At 32.8% G+C, this 15,002-nt stretch carries 12 protein-coding genes; 3 read left to right on the top strand and 9 right to left on the bottom strand.

Annotation, left to right across the window (positions count from 1 at the left end; all coding sequences use genetic code 11):
- Positions 1-457: 457 nt before the first annotated feature.
- From F0000_RS02840 to surE, 4 genes are read right to left on the bottom strand one after another with little or no spacing between them, the layout of a single operon-like run.
- Positions 458-976, bottom strand: coding sequence for a C40 family peptidase (locus F0000_RS02840; RefSeq protein ID WP_149623192.1), 519 nt, complete (start codon positions 974-976; stop codon positions 458-460).
- Positions 977-987: 11 nt separating this feature from the next.
- Positions 988-2,100, bottom strand: coding sequence for a lipid-A-disaccharide synthase (gene lpxB / locus F0000_RS02845; protein ID WP_149623193.1), 1,113 nt, complete (start codon positions 2,098-2,100; stop codon positions 988-990).
- A 21-nt stretch (positions 2,101-2,121) separates the two neighbouring features.
- Entirely contained in the window at positions 2,122-2,403 is a 282-nt protein-coding gene (locus F0000_RS02850; protein ID WP_149623194.1) for a hypothetical protein, read from the bottom strand.
- The gene (gene surE / locus F0000_RS02855) at positions 2,396-3,178 is read right to left on the bottom strand and encodes a 5'/3'-nucleotidase SurE (protein WP_149623195.1); all 783 of its coding nucleotides are present in this window, start codon (positions 3,176-3,178) and stop codon (positions 2,396-2,398) included. Before surE ends, F0000_RS02850 begins: the two co-directional genes overlap by 8 nt.
- Before the next feature lie 265 nt (positions 3,179-3,443).
- On the opposite strand from surE, the gene F0000_RS02860 reads away from it, so the two are divergent.
- Together F0000_RS02860 and F0000_RS02865 are read left to right on the top strand one after the other, a co-directional pair.
- Entirely contained in the window at positions 3,444-5,582 is a 2,139-nt protein-coding gene (locus tag F0000_RS02860) for a carboxy terminal-processing peptidase (RefSeq protein ID WP_149623196.1), read from the top strand.
- A 9-nt stretch (positions 5,583-5,591) separates the two neighbouring features.
- The gene (locus F0000_RS02865) at positions 5,592-6,698 is read left to right on the top strand and encodes an ABC transporter permease (RefSeq protein ID WP_149623197.1); all 1,107 of its coding nucleotides are present in this window, start codon (positions 5,592-5,594) and stop codon (positions 6,696-6,698) included.
- An 839-nt stretch (positions 6,699-7,537) separates the two neighbouring features.
- Here F0000_RS02865 and F0000_RS02870 read toward each other — a convergent pair.
- Positions 7,538-9,133 (bottom strand): vitamin K epoxide reductase family protein, encoded by a 1,596-nt coding sequence (locus F0000_RS02870; RefSeq protein ID WP_149623198.1) that lies wholly within the window; start codon positions 9,131-9,133, stop codon positions 7,538-7,540.
- Positions 9,134-9,713: 580 nt separating this feature from the next.
- Between F0000_RS02870 and F0000_RS02875 the strand changes: the two genes are divergently transcribed.
- The gene (locus F0000_RS02875; protein ID WP_255452599.1) at positions 9,714-10,514 is read left to right on the top strand and encodes a DNA/RNA non-specific endonuclease; all 801 of its coding nucleotides are present in this window, start codon (positions 9,714-9,716) and stop codon (positions 10,512-10,514) included.
- Positions 10,515-10,516: 2 nt separating this feature from the next.
- On the opposite strand, the gene rodA is transcribed toward F0000_RS02875, so the two are convergent.
- From rodA to mreC, 4 genes are read right to left on the bottom strand one after another with little or no spacing between them, the layout of a single operon-like run.
- Entirely contained in the window at positions 10,517-11,770 is a 1,254-nt protein-coding gene (rodA, locus tag F0000_RS02880; protein WP_149623200.1) for a rod shape-determining protein RodA, read from the bottom strand.
- Positions 11,770-13,638, bottom strand: coding sequence for a penicillin-binding protein 2 (gene mrdA / locus F0000_RS02885; protein ID WP_149623201.1), 1,869 nt, complete (start codon positions 13,636-13,638; stop codon positions 11,770-11,772). The genes rodA and mrdA overlap by 1 nt, the downstream gene beginning before the upstream one ends.
- A complete protein-coding gene (locus F0000_RS02890; RefSeq protein WP_149623202.1) occupies positions 13,635-14,141 on the bottom strand; it encodes a rod shape-determining protein MreD in 507 nt (168 codons plus the stop codon). Before F0000_RS02890 ends, mrdA begins: the two co-directional genes overlap by 4 nt.
- Positions 14,134-14,961, bottom strand: a complete 828-nt coding sequence (gene mreC, locus F0000_RS02895; protein WP_149623203.1) for a rod shape-determining protein MreC — start codon at positions 14,959-14,961, stop codon at positions 14,134-14,136. Before mreC ends, F0000_RS02890 begins: the two co-directional genes overlap by 8 nt.
- Between the last annotated feature and the right edge of the window lie 41 nt (positions 14,962-15,002).

A 15,002-nucleotide genomic window follows, 5' to 3' on the forward strand; every position in this document is an offset into this window, starting at 1 on the left:
AATCGATAACTTTCTGAAAATAAAGAAGTTGTTCCTGTGCGTTTGTAACTATTCATCTCACCTGTGTTTAGTCAGTAAAATACTATAACTATTTGATTAAAAATAAATTAATTTTAGAGGTAACCTTATATTTGAATTATGGCAAAAAAGTATGAAGAAGAATTGAAAAATATCGTGCTTAATAGTGAGAGTTATCAAAAAGAGGCTGTTGAAGCCGCAATAAATTTATTAAAATCTCGTGCACTACAGAAGTGAATTGAACTACAGTAGAAACAACCATGATCATTTTGTATAGGTTGAAGAATGTTCTCCTGATGTCGCTAGCCAGTATCTGCTAGTGGCGATTAAAGATTGGCAGGGGTAGTGCGGCAAGATCAAGATACAGTAAAAATAGTCATGACCCGCTCAGAAAGTCTGAGACTTTGCGGGATAATTAAACCCGAAAAAGGGAATCCGATTACAAAACCCTTCTGACGGTCACAAAGCAATTACTCCAATACCGTTCATTGAGACTAGATATGGTAACTCCTTTAGATGTAGACGCGTGTATAAATTGTACCTGATTTCCTGTGGTTACCACGAGCCCTACGTGATTAATTACATTTTTGTTTTTATTTGTTTTAAAAAAAAGTAAATCTCCCGGAGCTACATTTTTTAAAGATATTTTAGTTCCCTGACTTGCCATAGCTCTAGAAGTTCTAGGGAGTACGATGTCATTTTTTTTGAATGAAGTGTAGACCAATCCAGAGCAATCCATTCCTTTTTTGGTGGTACCTCCGTATTTATAGCGTGTACCCTCAAATGTTTTGGCATACTTGATAACACCTATAATTTTTTTGCTTTCAGCCTTTGTTGTTTTTCTGGATTTAGTGTGCGTATTTGCTTTTTTTGAAGCACTAATACCTCTTTTTTTAGTACTACCACAAGAAGAAAGCAAGATACAGAAGAGGAGTAATAAGGATAGTGTTTTTTTCATTTTGGGATGTGTTATTTTATAGACTCTACAATAAGATTGGCAGTTTTGTCACTTGCTCCTTTTCCACCTAATTTTTTTTCCAGATCATAATAATCTAAAAACATAACAGCTCTCTTATAATCATCAATAATGGTAGAAAGTTCTTCTTTTAGTCTTTTGGTAGTAAGCGCTCCCTGAATTAATTCGGTGACAACAGGCTTGTCCATAATTAAATTTACCAAAGAAATGTAGTCAAGATCAATAATTCTCTTAGCGATCTGATATGAAATCCAATTCCCTTTATAGCATACAACTTCAGGGATTTTGAACAAAGCAGTTTCTAAGGTCGCCGTACCAGAAGTTACCAGAGCGGCATTGCTTAAGCTAAGAAGGTTATACGTTTGATTCATAACCAGATGAACCCCTTCTTTATTTATAAAAGGCGTATAAAACTCAGGATCCTGACTCGGTGCTCCTGCAATTATAAATTGATAGTCAGGAAAATCATCAACGATACTGAGCATTATCTCCAGCATTTTTTTGATTTCTTGTTTTCTGCTTCCGGGAAGAATAGCAATAATAGGTCGGTTATCGAGATTGTGCATTTTATTAAATTCTTCTGGCATAACCTGTGCATGATTTGCAATTGCATCGATAAGAGGATGTCCGACAAAATGAACGGGAAATTGATGCTTGTCTTCATAGAAACTTTTTTCGAATGGAAGGATCACATACATAGCATCAATGCATTTTTTAATACTCTTGATTCTTCCTTCTTTCCAGGCCCATATTTGTGGAGAAATATAATAATGAGTTTTGAATTCGTTTTGTTTTGCCCATTTTGCAATGCGTAGATTAAATCCTGGATAATCAATAAAGACAATAACATCAGGAGTGTAATCGAGAATATCTTGTTTACAGAATTTTATGTTTTTTAGAATGGTAAACAAGTTTAACAATACTTCTATAAAACCCATAAAAGCAAGCTCTCTATAGTGCATCACGATAGAGCCACCAACAGTTTGCATCAGATCACCTCCCCAGAATCTAAATTCTGCCTCTGGATCTTTTTCAAGAATAGACTTCATAAGGTTAGCACCATGCAAATCTCCAGATGCTTCTCCTGCGATAAGATAATATTTCATCTTTTTATACTTTCTACGGTATTAATTAAATTTACTAATTGCTATACATACTGCCGCAATTAGCGTAGCAAGGAGCACGCCACGTGCTCTATACGGTTTATTTTGTTTTAAAAACAAAAAGAAAATAATAAGATTGAGAATTGCTCCCAATGCTATCAAACTTCCCAAAAAATTATTTACTCTAGCAGCTTTTAATGTTGCTGGTATACTTGAATCAGAAAATAATAGAATATATAAAACAATGCCAATTGTATTGGCAAGTATGCCTATAAAAAAACCTATAACAATCTCTTTTTTAATCATGTAACGACCAATTGTTTAATTCTTGTATAAAATGATGAGCTGTAAGGTCAAATTGTGTGGGGACGACAGAAACATATCCATTATGCAATGCCCATTCATCAGTATCTTCTCCTTTGTCTTCATTGATAAATTTTCCTGAAAGCCAGTAATAATCTCTACCCATTGGATTTGTTCTCTTGTCAAATTCTTCTACCCAATGTGCATTGGCTTGTCTACAAATTTTAACACCTTTTATATCTGGAGTATCCATTTTAGGAATATTGACATTAAGCACTATACCTTTGGGTAATCCATTTTTCAAGACATTTTCTACGATGGATCTTACATATTTTTTAGCAGGCCCAAAATTAGCGTTCATACTATAGTCTAATAATGAAAAACCAATAGCTGGAATTCCTTCAATTCCAGCTTCTACAGCAGCACTCATTGTTCCCGAATAGATCACATTAATTGCAGAATTAGAGCCATGATTAATACCACTAACACATAAATCAGGTTTCCGGTTCAAAATTGTACGAGTTGCCATTTTAACGCAGTCTACTGGTGTTCCAGAACAACTATATTCTTTTTGAGGGGCATTGTTGTCAATAACAATAGCGTCACAGTATAATGTGTTGTTAATAGTGATTGCATGCCCCATTGCGCTTTGAGGACTATCAGGAGCAACAACATATACATCTCCAATCTCATTCATAACACTTATTAAAGTCCTGATTCCAGGAGCTGTAATACCGTCATCATTGGTGACTAATATAAGAGGTCTTTTTTGAGGCATTTTTTTTGTTTTTTCGTATGTAAAAATACATTTTTTTTACTCTAAAAATATTATTAATGACGAGGTGAACATATTATTAGTTCTTTTAAGAAAAATTTAGTATTATTACGTTATATTGGCACGATTTTTAATGTATTTTGCCATGAAACCCTAAACTAAAAATGAACGTATGTAATGAATCAAAAAAACATTCTTTTAATTAGCGTTAGTTCGAGAATGTTTATTGATAAGTTTCATCTGGCCATTGAAAACAAAAATATAGCGTATGAAAAAGAGTTTTTTGGTATTGATGCTTACCGTAATTGTTTCTGCTGCCTCTTGCAGCTTTACCACAAAAGTTGATGAAGATGATCCGGACAAAGATCGAATCTTGATAGATCTGATTAGTTATGTCTTGAGTAAAGGTCATTATGATGCAAAGGATATGGATGATGATTTTTCTAAAGAAGTATTTGCGGATTATATAGATGCCTTAGATCCTTTAAAAAGATATTTTTATAAGAGTGATATAGACGAGTTCAAGAAATTCGAAAAGTTGTTGGATGATCAGATTCGAGATAAGGAGATCGATTTTTTTAACCTAACTTATAATAGATTACAAGATAGAATGTCTGATGCCCGATCACTTTATAAAGAAATTTTGGGGCATCCCTTTAATTTTGAAAAAGATGAATCTATTAATACGGATTATGAAGAAATAGCGTATGCCAGTAATAAAGAGGAGATGAAAAATCGCTGGCGATTACAACTTAAGTTTAATGCACTATCTAGTTATTATGATAAAGTAGATGAGCAGATAGATTCTATTACAAAGAATAAGAATTATAAGAGAAAAACTGCAGTTGTTCTTGAAGAAGAGGCTCGTGAAATTACCAAAATGTCATTAAAAGAATATTTTGAATTTGCAGATGACCTGGAAAGAAAAGATTGGTTTTCTATATATATAAATTCTATTGTAGAAGAGTTTGATCCGCATACCTATTATTTTGCGCCTCAGGATAAAGACCGTTTTGATATTGCAATGTCTGGAAAACTTGAAGGTATTGGTGCCAGATTGCAAAAAAAGAATGATAATGTAAAAATTATTGAGATTATTTCTGGAGGTCCTGCCTGGAGAGGAAATGAAGTAGAGGTAGGTGATCTTATTATGAAAGTTAAGCAGGAAGATGAAGTAGAGCCAGTGAATATTGTTGGGATGAGATTAGATGACGCAGTAAGTCTTATTAAAGGGGCAAAAGGGACTAAAGTAATGCTTACTGTTAAAAAAGTTGATGGCACTATTGAGAATATTGAAATTGTTAGAGATGTTGTAGAATTAGAAGAAACCTATGCAAAATCTTCCTTGGTCAAAAAAAATAATAAAGCTTATGGGGTGATTAATTTACCTAAGTTTTATTTTAATATGCAGGATTATAATCAGCGTAATGCTGCTAAGGATGTAAAACAAGAGATTATTCGTCTTAAAGAACAAGACATGGAAGGGCTTGTTATTGATCTTAGAGATAATGGAGGAGGCTCTTTACAGACCGTAGTCGATATTGCAGGTTTATTTATCGATAAAGGACCTATAGTACAAGTCAGAACTAAAGGAGAATCTCCAGAGGTTTTAAGTGATAAAGATAGAAATGTGCTGTGGGATGGACCATTAGTTATTCTGGTGAATGAACTTTCGGCCTCGGCATCCGAGATTTTGGCAGCTGCCATGCAAGATTACAAAAGAGCTATTATTATTGGTAGCAAGCAAACATATGGAAAAGGAACGGTACAAAACGTTATGGATCTTAACAGATGGATGAGAAGTAATGATTTTGGAGACCTTGGAGCCTTGAAGCTTACTACACAGAAATTTTATCGTGTTAACGGAGGTTCGACACAGCTAGAAGGAGTAAAAAGTGATGTAGTAGTTCCGGATCGGTATAGTTATATTGATATAGGAGAAAAAGATCAGGAGAATCCCCTTCCTTGGGATAAGATAGCTGCTGCCGATTATACATTATGGGACGGTTATATAGATTTTGATCAAACAATCAATAAGAGTAAGGCACGTATGGCAACAAATGAGCAGTTAAAACTGATCGAAGAAAATGCTAAATGGGTGAGAGAAAAAAGAGATGTCAATAAATATTCATTAAATTATAATAAGTACAAAGCAAATATTGAATTAAATGAAAAGCAGGCAGAACGATTTGAACGGCTAAATGATTATAAAACCAATTTATCATTTGAGTCATTGCCATATGAAAAAGATTTGATGAAGAAAGACACAATTCTGGAAGAAAAAAGAAAAAGATGGCATAAAAGTTTAAGTAAAGATGTTTATGTTGAAGAAGCATTGAGTGTTCTGGAAGATATGAAAATCAACAATATACGTAGATCTAAAAATCCACTTACCATTAAAAATTAATATGTTTTAATGGCAAAATCAAATTCATTAACAGCAATAGCGCTCCAAAGATTTAGGAAAAATTTTTGGGGCGTTTTGAGTTTTTGGTTTATTGTTTTTTGTGGATTGATTGCCATGCTGGCATATATATTAGCACCTGATAATTCTCAGAATGCAAACCAGATGCACTTGTCTATACATTCTAAGAAACCAGGGTTTTCTGTACAGATGCTTACAATACCTTCTGGTACGTCTACTGATCAATCTTTGTTTGAAAGACTATTTTTTGGAGTAAAAAATTTAAATACAGAGATTCCAATAGAAGATTTTACTTTTGAAAACAATATTCTTAAAGTTACTCCTTATACAGAAGGAGAACTTGCAGGGATTTCTAAAAGTATAGAATTAGATAATTTTCCTCAAAGACTTGATAAAGATGAGATTGTACAGACATTTATAAGGAATCAAACTTTTTTTTTAGGAACGGATAAATATGGAAGAGATCTGTTGAGTAGAATGCTGATAGGTATTCGTATCTCGTTTTCTATCGGTTTTGTAGCCGTTTTGATATCATTACTTTTGGGGGTTTCTATCGGTGCGATTGCTGGGTATTTTGGAGGCAAAATGGATGTGTTTATTATGTGGTTGATTAATGTGACCTGGTCGATTCCAACACTGTTATTAGTGATTGCTATTACATTGGCCTTAGGAAAAGGATTTTGGCAGGTTTTTATCGCGGTAGGTTTGACAATGTGGGTAGAAGTGGCAAGAGTAGTGAGGGGTCAGGTTTTGAGTATAAAGGAAATGCAGTATATTACGGCTGCAAGGGCATTGGGTTACAATCATTTTAGAATTATCACCAGACATATATTACCCAATAGTTTGGCGCCGGTTATTGTGATCTCTGCTGCTAATTTTGCCGGAGCTATTCTTATAGAAAGTGGTCTTAGTTTTTTGGGAATAGGAGCACAGCCACCAATGGCTAGCTGGGGTGCAATGATCAAAGATCATTATTCTTATATTATATTAGGAAAAGCATATCTGGCTGTCATACCAGGGATTGGTATTATGAGCCTTGTGATGGCTTTTATGCTTATTGGGAATGCATTACGCGATGCATTAGATGTAAAAGGATAAATAAAAAGGAGTATATTCAAAAAAATATACTCCTTTATTTGTTATTAGTATGCTCTTAATGAACTCTGTTGACTTATTTCTATTTTCTGAAAAATGGCTGAAATTCGTCCATGTTTCGTTACTTTTTTCATCTGGAGTACTACTATAGACTAAAAAAAGTGCCTTATCTGGACAAATTTCAACTCATTTTCGGTTAAAAATAAAAGGTCAAAATGAGTTCAAAGAAAACCCTAACCTTCTGGTTTTTATAATTGAGGATGACCTTTACATTTGGTTTTAAGAATATAGATTTTGAAAAGAGTTTTAAAATGTTTTTTTTATAATAATTATCATGTTTCACAGCAATATTAGTATTGTCTGCTAATATTCACGTTAGGTATGAATGATAATACTAGTGTGTTTTAAAATTTTGATTGCCAGTGAGTATGCCTTTCTTTAGAAATGTTTTTTTAATTGTAAAAAGTGTAGTTCATAATTTTATTAAGTTTTAAATATTCCCCGATTGGTATAAGCAATCGGGGAAATATTCTGAGTGAGTGTGTGAAGAAAAAAGAGTAATAATACGTCTTTTTAAAAGTAAGCTTTTCTGTATTGTTATTAATTTAGAAAAGTTTTAGTTAAAACAATCCAATAATTATAAACAAAGCATGTTACCAGGCATTTGTAGCTATTAATTCCAGAAATTATGGATTGATTGTTACTGTATATCAAAGCCTTTAAGTAGCCAAGCTAAGGAAAGTGAAATGAGCGTTATTTATTTTATCTATATTTTTAAACATAATCTTCTTTATATATATATTTAACAGCTATGGCAATAGTTTGATTATTGTAAAAAACCATTACACAGGATTTGTATCTATTTCTGGCGTTTGAACGATTTCTTCTTGATTGTTTTCAATCATCATACTAGTAAAATGAAAAAATTCATCATAACTATATTTTTGAGGGTATATTCTAGTATTCATTATAGAAGCAGGCGTATAAAACAAATTATTCTTTTCTGCCCAGTCTGATTGTTTTTTAAGTACTTCTATATAATCTTTATTGTTTTTTGGAGTACCATATTTTTTTATCCAGATGGTGAACGTTCTGTTTTTAAACCATTCAGTATATGCTGTTATAAATCCATCAGACCCATCAGCGTGATAAATTTCTAAAAGGCGTAAACTAATCTGTGTAGCCTGATTATCTGTGTCATCAAACGAAACTTTTAATCGTATAATGATTTGTAATTGCTGATCCATCGTTTTTAGAACTCTGGCATAGGCTTCAAACGCAGTTTTACAATACCCACACATGGGGTTGGTAAGACTTGTTATTCTATAAGGAGCATTAGGATTACCAAGAATAATTTCATTTATAATGTTCGTTTTATCCTCAACCCTCTCAGAAAGACTCAATAAATGATTAAATATTTGAGGATCCCTTTTAAAATGATTTAGTTTTATATTTTCACTTTTATAATCTTTGTTTTCTATTAAGTTTTGCATTGCAAACATGTACGCCAAAGTGAATGTTGTAGCGATCAGAATAAAGCCAGAAATCAATGTCAGGCTAAAATTAAAAGAAAGATTAAGAAGCGCAATGAAAACTAGTCCTATTGATATAGAAGCTATGGCAATACAGATAGCACACCATTTTTTTATTACAAATGCCTGAGAATATATAGAATATAGTATAAAGGGAATTCCAAGAAGTGTTGGGAGCAATAAGGTACTATTGAATCCATAAAAAAGTTGAAATATGGTAATAACACTGAAGAAAGTGATACTGGCATCTGCTAGTGAAAAATTCTTGAAAAGTTTTCCTGTATTGTTATTGATGACATCACCACAATTCGAGTTTCCGACAGAAGTACAAAATTGATGTATGGTTTGAGACTGTATCCCAAGACTCTCACGCACAGCAAAGAATCCAAAAACAATCCCCGATAGCGACATTAGTAAAAATAGAATTTGACTAAGTCCTAATGATTTATCAACTACAAGAACAATAGTGCTTAAAAGAAGTGTTACTAATAAAATATTTTGTAAGACAGACTTTTGCGAAAATAAATTGCTTTTTGTGCTATGTTCTACAGCAATTACTTTTGGAATCCATATTTTCTTAAATTCAGAATAAGTATAATTTTTGTCTTTAAGGCTGGTATGTTTAAGCTGTATTTTGTTTCGTTTATTGATAACGGCAACAATTTCTTCAGAGTCTTCTGTTTTTACCAAGGAAACAAAACTTTCGGGAAGTTGATCCAATGCATCTATAGGTACTTCTACAGCAATGTTATCAATATCAAAATAATCTAAAGTATCAGTGATAGATTGAAAACTTGGATAATTGGGATGTATCTGAAGTTGTAACTCTAAATCCTTTTTATCGTAATCTCCGATCCGATTTTGGATTAAAACACTTTCTATGATATTCTCAATTTTATTTTTCATAAATTTTTTAAAAGTACTTATTTGTTAAAAAAGAGTATCGTCAAGGAGACACTAGGATATAAAGGATCTCAAATTTACATACATTAGATTTTATACAATAAATACTCAAAAAATAATAGTATTATATCTTTATAACTAACAAGTGTTCTAAATTAGATATTTTAGAAGACATCAGACACGATGTTTAAGATCAAAATAAGAACGGTATAACCGTAATTTTAATATTTATTTATGTTAATTATTATTGTATGTTGTTGATTTTAAATATTTTATGTTTTTTTAGCTATCCACAAATTGAATGATTTTTTTTGTGTTAAAGTTTAGTAAATTACTATATGTTTAGATGAAATGTCTTGATTTTCATTTGTTTGACCGGAACTGTGGCATACTTAGGTAAAACTAATAATACTATATTCTACTTTGAAAACATTATGTAATTCAATTCTTAAAATGAAATCACCGTAAACTGAATCCGGTTTTTTTGTTTCCTGCTTCAAAAATGAAAAGAAATGATATACAGTACTTATATGTCGCTATTTTGATATTTTTACGGTTTTATATCAATTATAAATCAGAAAATTTGAAAAGAAGGTATATTTATCCAGTATTAATAATTTCAGTATCAATAGGTTTTTATTATTTTGAAGATTATCTGGACAAAAAAGAAGTGAATTTTTCAGATCCAGGAGTGGAGGCATCGGTGTTTAGTTTCTTTTATCTTCCGAGTTCGACTACCGGAATTGTGGTTTCTCATTCTCATTATTCATTATCCTATTCAGAAAAACATGAACAACCAGAATGGGTTGCTTATGAATTGAAAAAAGAGCATCTTTCTAAAAATGAATTTAAAAGACCTTTTTTTGAGATAGATAAAAAGATCAGATCCTCGTCTGCAGATTGGAGAAATTATAAGAATTCAGGGTATGACAAAGGTCATTTATGTCCTGCTGCAGATAGAAGATTTACGTATAAAGCATTTGAAGAAACGTTTCTTACTTCAAATATTTCTCCACAAAATCATAAGTTTAATGCAGGTATCTGGAATCTTTTGGAGCAAAAAACTCGTTATTGGGCGACTATATATAACAACGTTTATGTCATTACAGGCGGAATTCTGGAAACTGATCTGAAGACTATAGGGTATGAGGCTGTATCTGTACCAGAATATTTTTATAAGATCATATTGGATATGAGCTCTGAAGAACCAAAAATGATTGGTTTTCTGATACCCCATGAAGATTCTGATAAAAAATTAAGTGATTTTGTAGTTCCTGTGGATCGTATCGAAAAATTAACCGGGATTGACTTTTTTCCTAAGCTAGATGATGTTGTGGAGGATAGGTTAGAGGCGTCTTCGAACGATCAAGAGTGGAAATTTTGAGATTACCATTCATTCACGCGATTCGAGTCGAGTTTTATAAAAATAAAAAGTAAAAGGGTGAAACCCCATAGTCCAGAACCACCATAGCTAAAAAACGGGAGAGGAATACCTACGGTAGGGAGTAATCCGGTAACCATACCTACATTGACGGCAAAATGAATAAATAAAATTCCGACTACGCTATATCCATATACTCTGCTAAATTGAGATTTTTGCCTTTCTGCGAGATAAAGAAGACGTATCAATAACCCTACAAATAATAAAATAATAATAGAAGCGCCCATAAATCCCCATTCTTCTCCCACAGTACTAAAAATATAATCTGTATGTTGTTCAGGCACGAAGCCCCCTTTGGTTTGGGTACCTTCTTTCCACCCCTTTCCAGTCCAGCTACCACTACCAATAGCAATTTCACTTTGATTGGTATTGTAGCCAATACCTTTGGTATCAACTTCTTTTCCTAATACAATATTAAAACGATCTCTATGTCTTTGTTCAAAAACATTATTAAAAATATAGTTGACCGAGAAACAAAATCCAGTGATAATAATTAATACTAAAATATATCGGGAATACCTGGGTTTGTGTTTTCTATTCTTAAGTAAAACTAAAGCTATTAAGATTGCAATAAAGAGAACCACCCATAAAGGAGTAAACAGTAGTGTAAGTATGAATAATACTGAGGCTGCTGCTCCGATAATCAAATACATGGCAGCTAATCCTTCTCTATATAATGGAAAGAAAAATGCTGTATATACTAAAGCACTTCCAGGATCTGGTTGGGGTATTATAATTAACGCTGGTAGTGCAATGATTAAAAATGCTCTTAATTGATGGTTAGTTAGTTTTATATTAGTTTGCATATCACTTAAGAATTTGGCTAGTGCAAGCGCTGTAGCAGCTTTGGCAAATTCTGATGGTTGTAGCCCTACAGGTCCAAAAGCGTACCAGGAAGTAGCTCCGTTCACATTTTTACCAAATACGAAAAGACCAAGAAGAGATATAAGAGAGATAATAAAAATCAATCCGGCAAATCGCTCATAAAATTTAGTTTCGATTGCCATGGTAATGATAATGATAGTAATACTTAGGGCAATCCAATATAATTGTTTTATATAGGGTTGAGAAAAATCAGTAATCGAGAATGCCTCGTCACCATATGAAGCAGAATAAATGTTTCCCCAGCCAAAACCAACGAGTAGCAAAAATAAAATAACAGAAATCCAATCAATTGCAACAATAGTTGATCTAGCCATTATTGATTGATTTTAAAAGGTTTATTGCTATAGGGTTTGGCGTACTCTTCTTCTAAACTGTGTGTCAATACCCATGCTTCCAGATCAGTTCTGGAAATAATTCCTCTAAGGTGTTTTTCTATCATTAAACTAGCAATTTTTCCAGCATATCGAGAGCCCCAATGCCCGTTTTCTATAAAAACAGCAAGTGCAATTTTCGGATTTTCTTTAGGAGCAAAAGCTATAAAAACAGAATGATCTGTTAATTGCATTCGTTTTCCATCGATCTTGGTATAGTTTTCTGCTGTTCCTGTTTTGCCACAGATGTCTATTCCTTCTACCTGTAGTGATCTAGCAGTTCCTTGTGTGTACACTTGATGCATCCCCTCAATTACAGGGGTAAAGTGCTCTTTATTTATGGTAGTGTATTTGGGTTTAGTATATGTTTCGATATGTATTGGTTCTCCGTCGATCGCTTTTAGAATATGTGGGGTATAAAAATGCCCTCTATTGGCAATAGCGGCAGTCATATTGGCTAATTGTATGGGAGTGGCTAATACAGCTCCCTGACCGATTGCATTAGATATGGTAGCGGTAGCATACCACTTATATTTTGGATATTGATATTGTTTATTATAAAAATCTGAATTAGGAATCAATCCTTTGCTACCGCTAGATAGGTCATTGCCAAGATAATTCCCTAGTCCAAAACTTTCAGCATGTTTTTTCCAATTATCAATACCTTTTTGTGGCGTATCATATTTATTGATAATTCTTAGATAGACATTTGCAAAATATGCATTACAGGATTGCGCTATTCCAGGAATCATATTTAAAGGGCTCCCATGTGAGTGGCACCCTAGTTTTGCTTTTTTTCCGTAGCGAAACCCATGATTACAAAAGAAACTCTCTTGTGTATCTACAACACCCTCTTGTAGTCCGATTAAAGCTGTTATCGCTTTAAATGGAGATCCAGGAGGATATTCACCTTTGACACCTCGATCAAATAAAGGTCTGGAAATAGAATCATAATGTAACCTGGTATAATTAGGAGATCTTTTTCTGCCTACTAATAACTCTGGCTTATATGTAGGAGCTGTAATCAAAGAGAGAATTTCACCACTGGAAGGTTCTATGGCAACAATTCCGCCTCTTTTATTTTCCATAAGTTGCTGTCCATATGCCTGTAACTCTTCATCAATGGTAATGGTAAGATCTTTTCCGTTTACAGGTAGTGTATCATACTTTTTGTTTTTATAAGGACCAATATCTCTGTTAAATCTATCTTTCTGGATACGTTTGATCCCTTTAATACCTCTTAATTCTTTTTCATATTGCTTTTCGACACCCTGCATTCCGATAAGATCACCTGATAAATAATACGGGTCTTTCTCAATGAGTGCGTCATTAACTTCAGCAATATATCCCAACACATTAGAACCATTAGTAGTTTGATAATCCCTGAGAGAACGTTTCTGGATATAAAAACCATCAAATTTCCGCATCTTCTCCTGTAGAAAAGCATATTCATTTTTTGTTAATTGTGGTACAACTACAGATGGAACTCTGGGAGAATATACTTTAGCTTTCTTTAGCTGTTTTATTAGTTTTTCTTTAGTAATCCCAAGGATAGAACAAAATTCCAGAGTGTCAAAAGGTTTTAGTTCTCTGGGGATAACCATTACATCGTACGACGGTTGGTTGGTGACTAATAATTTTCCGTTTCTATCATATATTGCGCCTCGTTGCGGATAGTCATATAGAACTTTAATAGCATTGTCTTCTGATAATGCAGTAAAAGAAGTATTGTAGATTTGTAAATAGAAGAGCCTGGCAATAAACACAATACCAGTACTTATTATGATAAGGTAAAGTAATAATTTTCTCATGAATCTTTTCTTCTAAACAACACTAAAATCAACATAACAACCACTATAGAAAATAAGCTTGTGAATAACGTTTTTTTGCCTATCAATAGTATATGTGATAAGTTAAATATTTCTAGTGAGAAAAGTACTATGTGATGTGTGAAAACTAATAAAATTACATAAGCTAATCGTTCTCCGAATCTTGCATTGTTTAATTTCATGGTTTGAAACTCATAACTTAAGCCAAAAACTGATCTCAAAACAATAGGTCTGAGGTATGCTATGACAAGACAAGCGGCTGCATGAATACCTCCTGAATCCCCGAATATGTCAATAGTTAATCCTAGAACAAAACTCAAAAACAAAAAGAGGCTTTTATGAATGGTGATAGGGGCTAATAATATAAAAATAATATAGATATATGGGTTGAGATATCCCAAAAAGTTGACGTGATTAAGGATGAAAACCTGAACGAAAACCAGAATAATAAATCTGCCGATATATAGTAGAATATTATTATTCATTAATTTTAGAATTTTCTAGTTTCTTAACCTCTATCGCTTCATTACTTTTGATAGCATACACAAAACCAATATCAGTCATATCATTAAATAATTTAACATCTATGAGATAATAACTTTGATTTTTATCCAATTCATAATTTAAAATGGTTCCTATGCCAATGCCTTTGGGGAAAATAGTAGAGCGCCCATTAGTAATGATAGTGTCTCCTTTTTTTAAGACAGCTTGTCTTGGGATCGTTTCTAGTTGCACAATATTAGGGTCTTTGCCATTCCACATAAGCGATCCATATTGGTTTGATTTTTTTAAACCGGCATTAATTCTGGAATTACTATTTAATATAGAAATTACTCTACTGTAATTTTTAGATGTGTTTTCTACGATTCCAATAATGCCTTTATCCGTAATTACGCCCATGTCTGGTTTGATACTATCTTTTTCTCCTTTGTTAATCAGGATATAATTATCTGCTTTACTATAATCATTTCTATAAACATTCCCTTTTATGAAGGTGAATGGTCTGTTAAATGAGATTGTATCAATATAAATGACAGGAGTAGTTTCTTTAGAAAAAAGGCTGAGTTGATTGCGAAGTTTTTCATTTTCCTCTATGAGTCGTCTGTTTTTTTCTTTTAGCCCAAAGTAATCACTAATGGAATATCTCCAGCCATAGATACCACCAGTTAAGAAATTAGTAGAACTAATAAATTTACTTTTATGATAACTATGGGATTGTATAGTAAATAGTAATGATAATAAGAGCAGAAACAGAAATAACAGGAAGTTTTTGTTCCTTATTAAAAAATTAATAATCTGCTGCATGATTTATAGGGGATACTAATTTCTAAAATAAAACTAACAGT

The sequence above is a fragment of the Aquimarina sp. RZ0 genome (assembly GCF_008370685.1).
Classification (GTDB): domain Bacteria; phylum Bacteroidota; class Bacteroidia; order Flavobacteriales; family Flavobacteriaceae; genus Aquimarina.

Excerpts from the sequence above, each read along its gene's own strand:
- mrdA (WP_149623201.1), bottom strand. The coding sequence starts at position 13,638 with ATGAGAAAATTATTACTTTACCTTATCATAATAAGTACTGGTATTGTG.
- F0000_RS02870 (WP_149623198.1), bottom strand. The coding sequence starts at position 9,133 with ATGAAAAATAAAATTGAGAATATCATAGAAAGTGTTTTAATCCAAAAT.
- F0000_RS02840 (WP_149623192.1), bottom strand. The coding sequence starts at position 976 with ATGAAAAAAACACTATCCTTATTACTCCTCTTCTGTATCTTGCTTTCT.
- F0000_RS02865 (WP_149623197.1), top strand. The coding sequence starts at position 5,592 with ATGGCAAAATCAAATTCATTAACAGCAATAGCGCTCCAAAGATTTAGG.
- rodA (WP_149623200.1), bottom strand. The coding sequence starts at position 11,770 with ATGGCTAGATCAACTATTGTTGCAATTGATTGGATTTCTGTTATTTTA.
- F0000_RS02860 (WP_149623196.1), top strand. The coding sequence starts at position 3,444 with ATGAAAAAGAGTTTTTTGGTATTGATGCTTACCGTAATTGTTTCTGCT.
- surE (WP_149623195.1), bottom strand. The coding sequence starts at position 3,178 with ATGCCTCAAAAAAGACCTCTTATATTAGTCACCAATGATGACGGTATT.
- F0000_RS02890 (WP_149623202.1), bottom strand. The coding sequence starts at position 14,141 with ATGAATAATAATATTCTACTATATATCGGCAGATTTATTATTCTGGTT.
- lpxB (WP_149623193.1), bottom strand. The coding sequence starts at position 2,100 with ATGAAATATTATCTTATCGCAGGAGAAGCATCTGGAGATTTGCATGGT.
- mreC (WP_149623203.1), bottom strand. The coding sequence starts at position 14,961 with ATGCAGCAGATTATTAATTTTTTAATAAGGAACAAAAACTTCCTGTTA.
- F0000_RS02850 (WP_149623194.1), bottom strand. The coding sequence starts at position 2,403 with ATGATTAAAAAAGAGATTGTTATAGGTTTTTTTATAGGCATACTTGCC.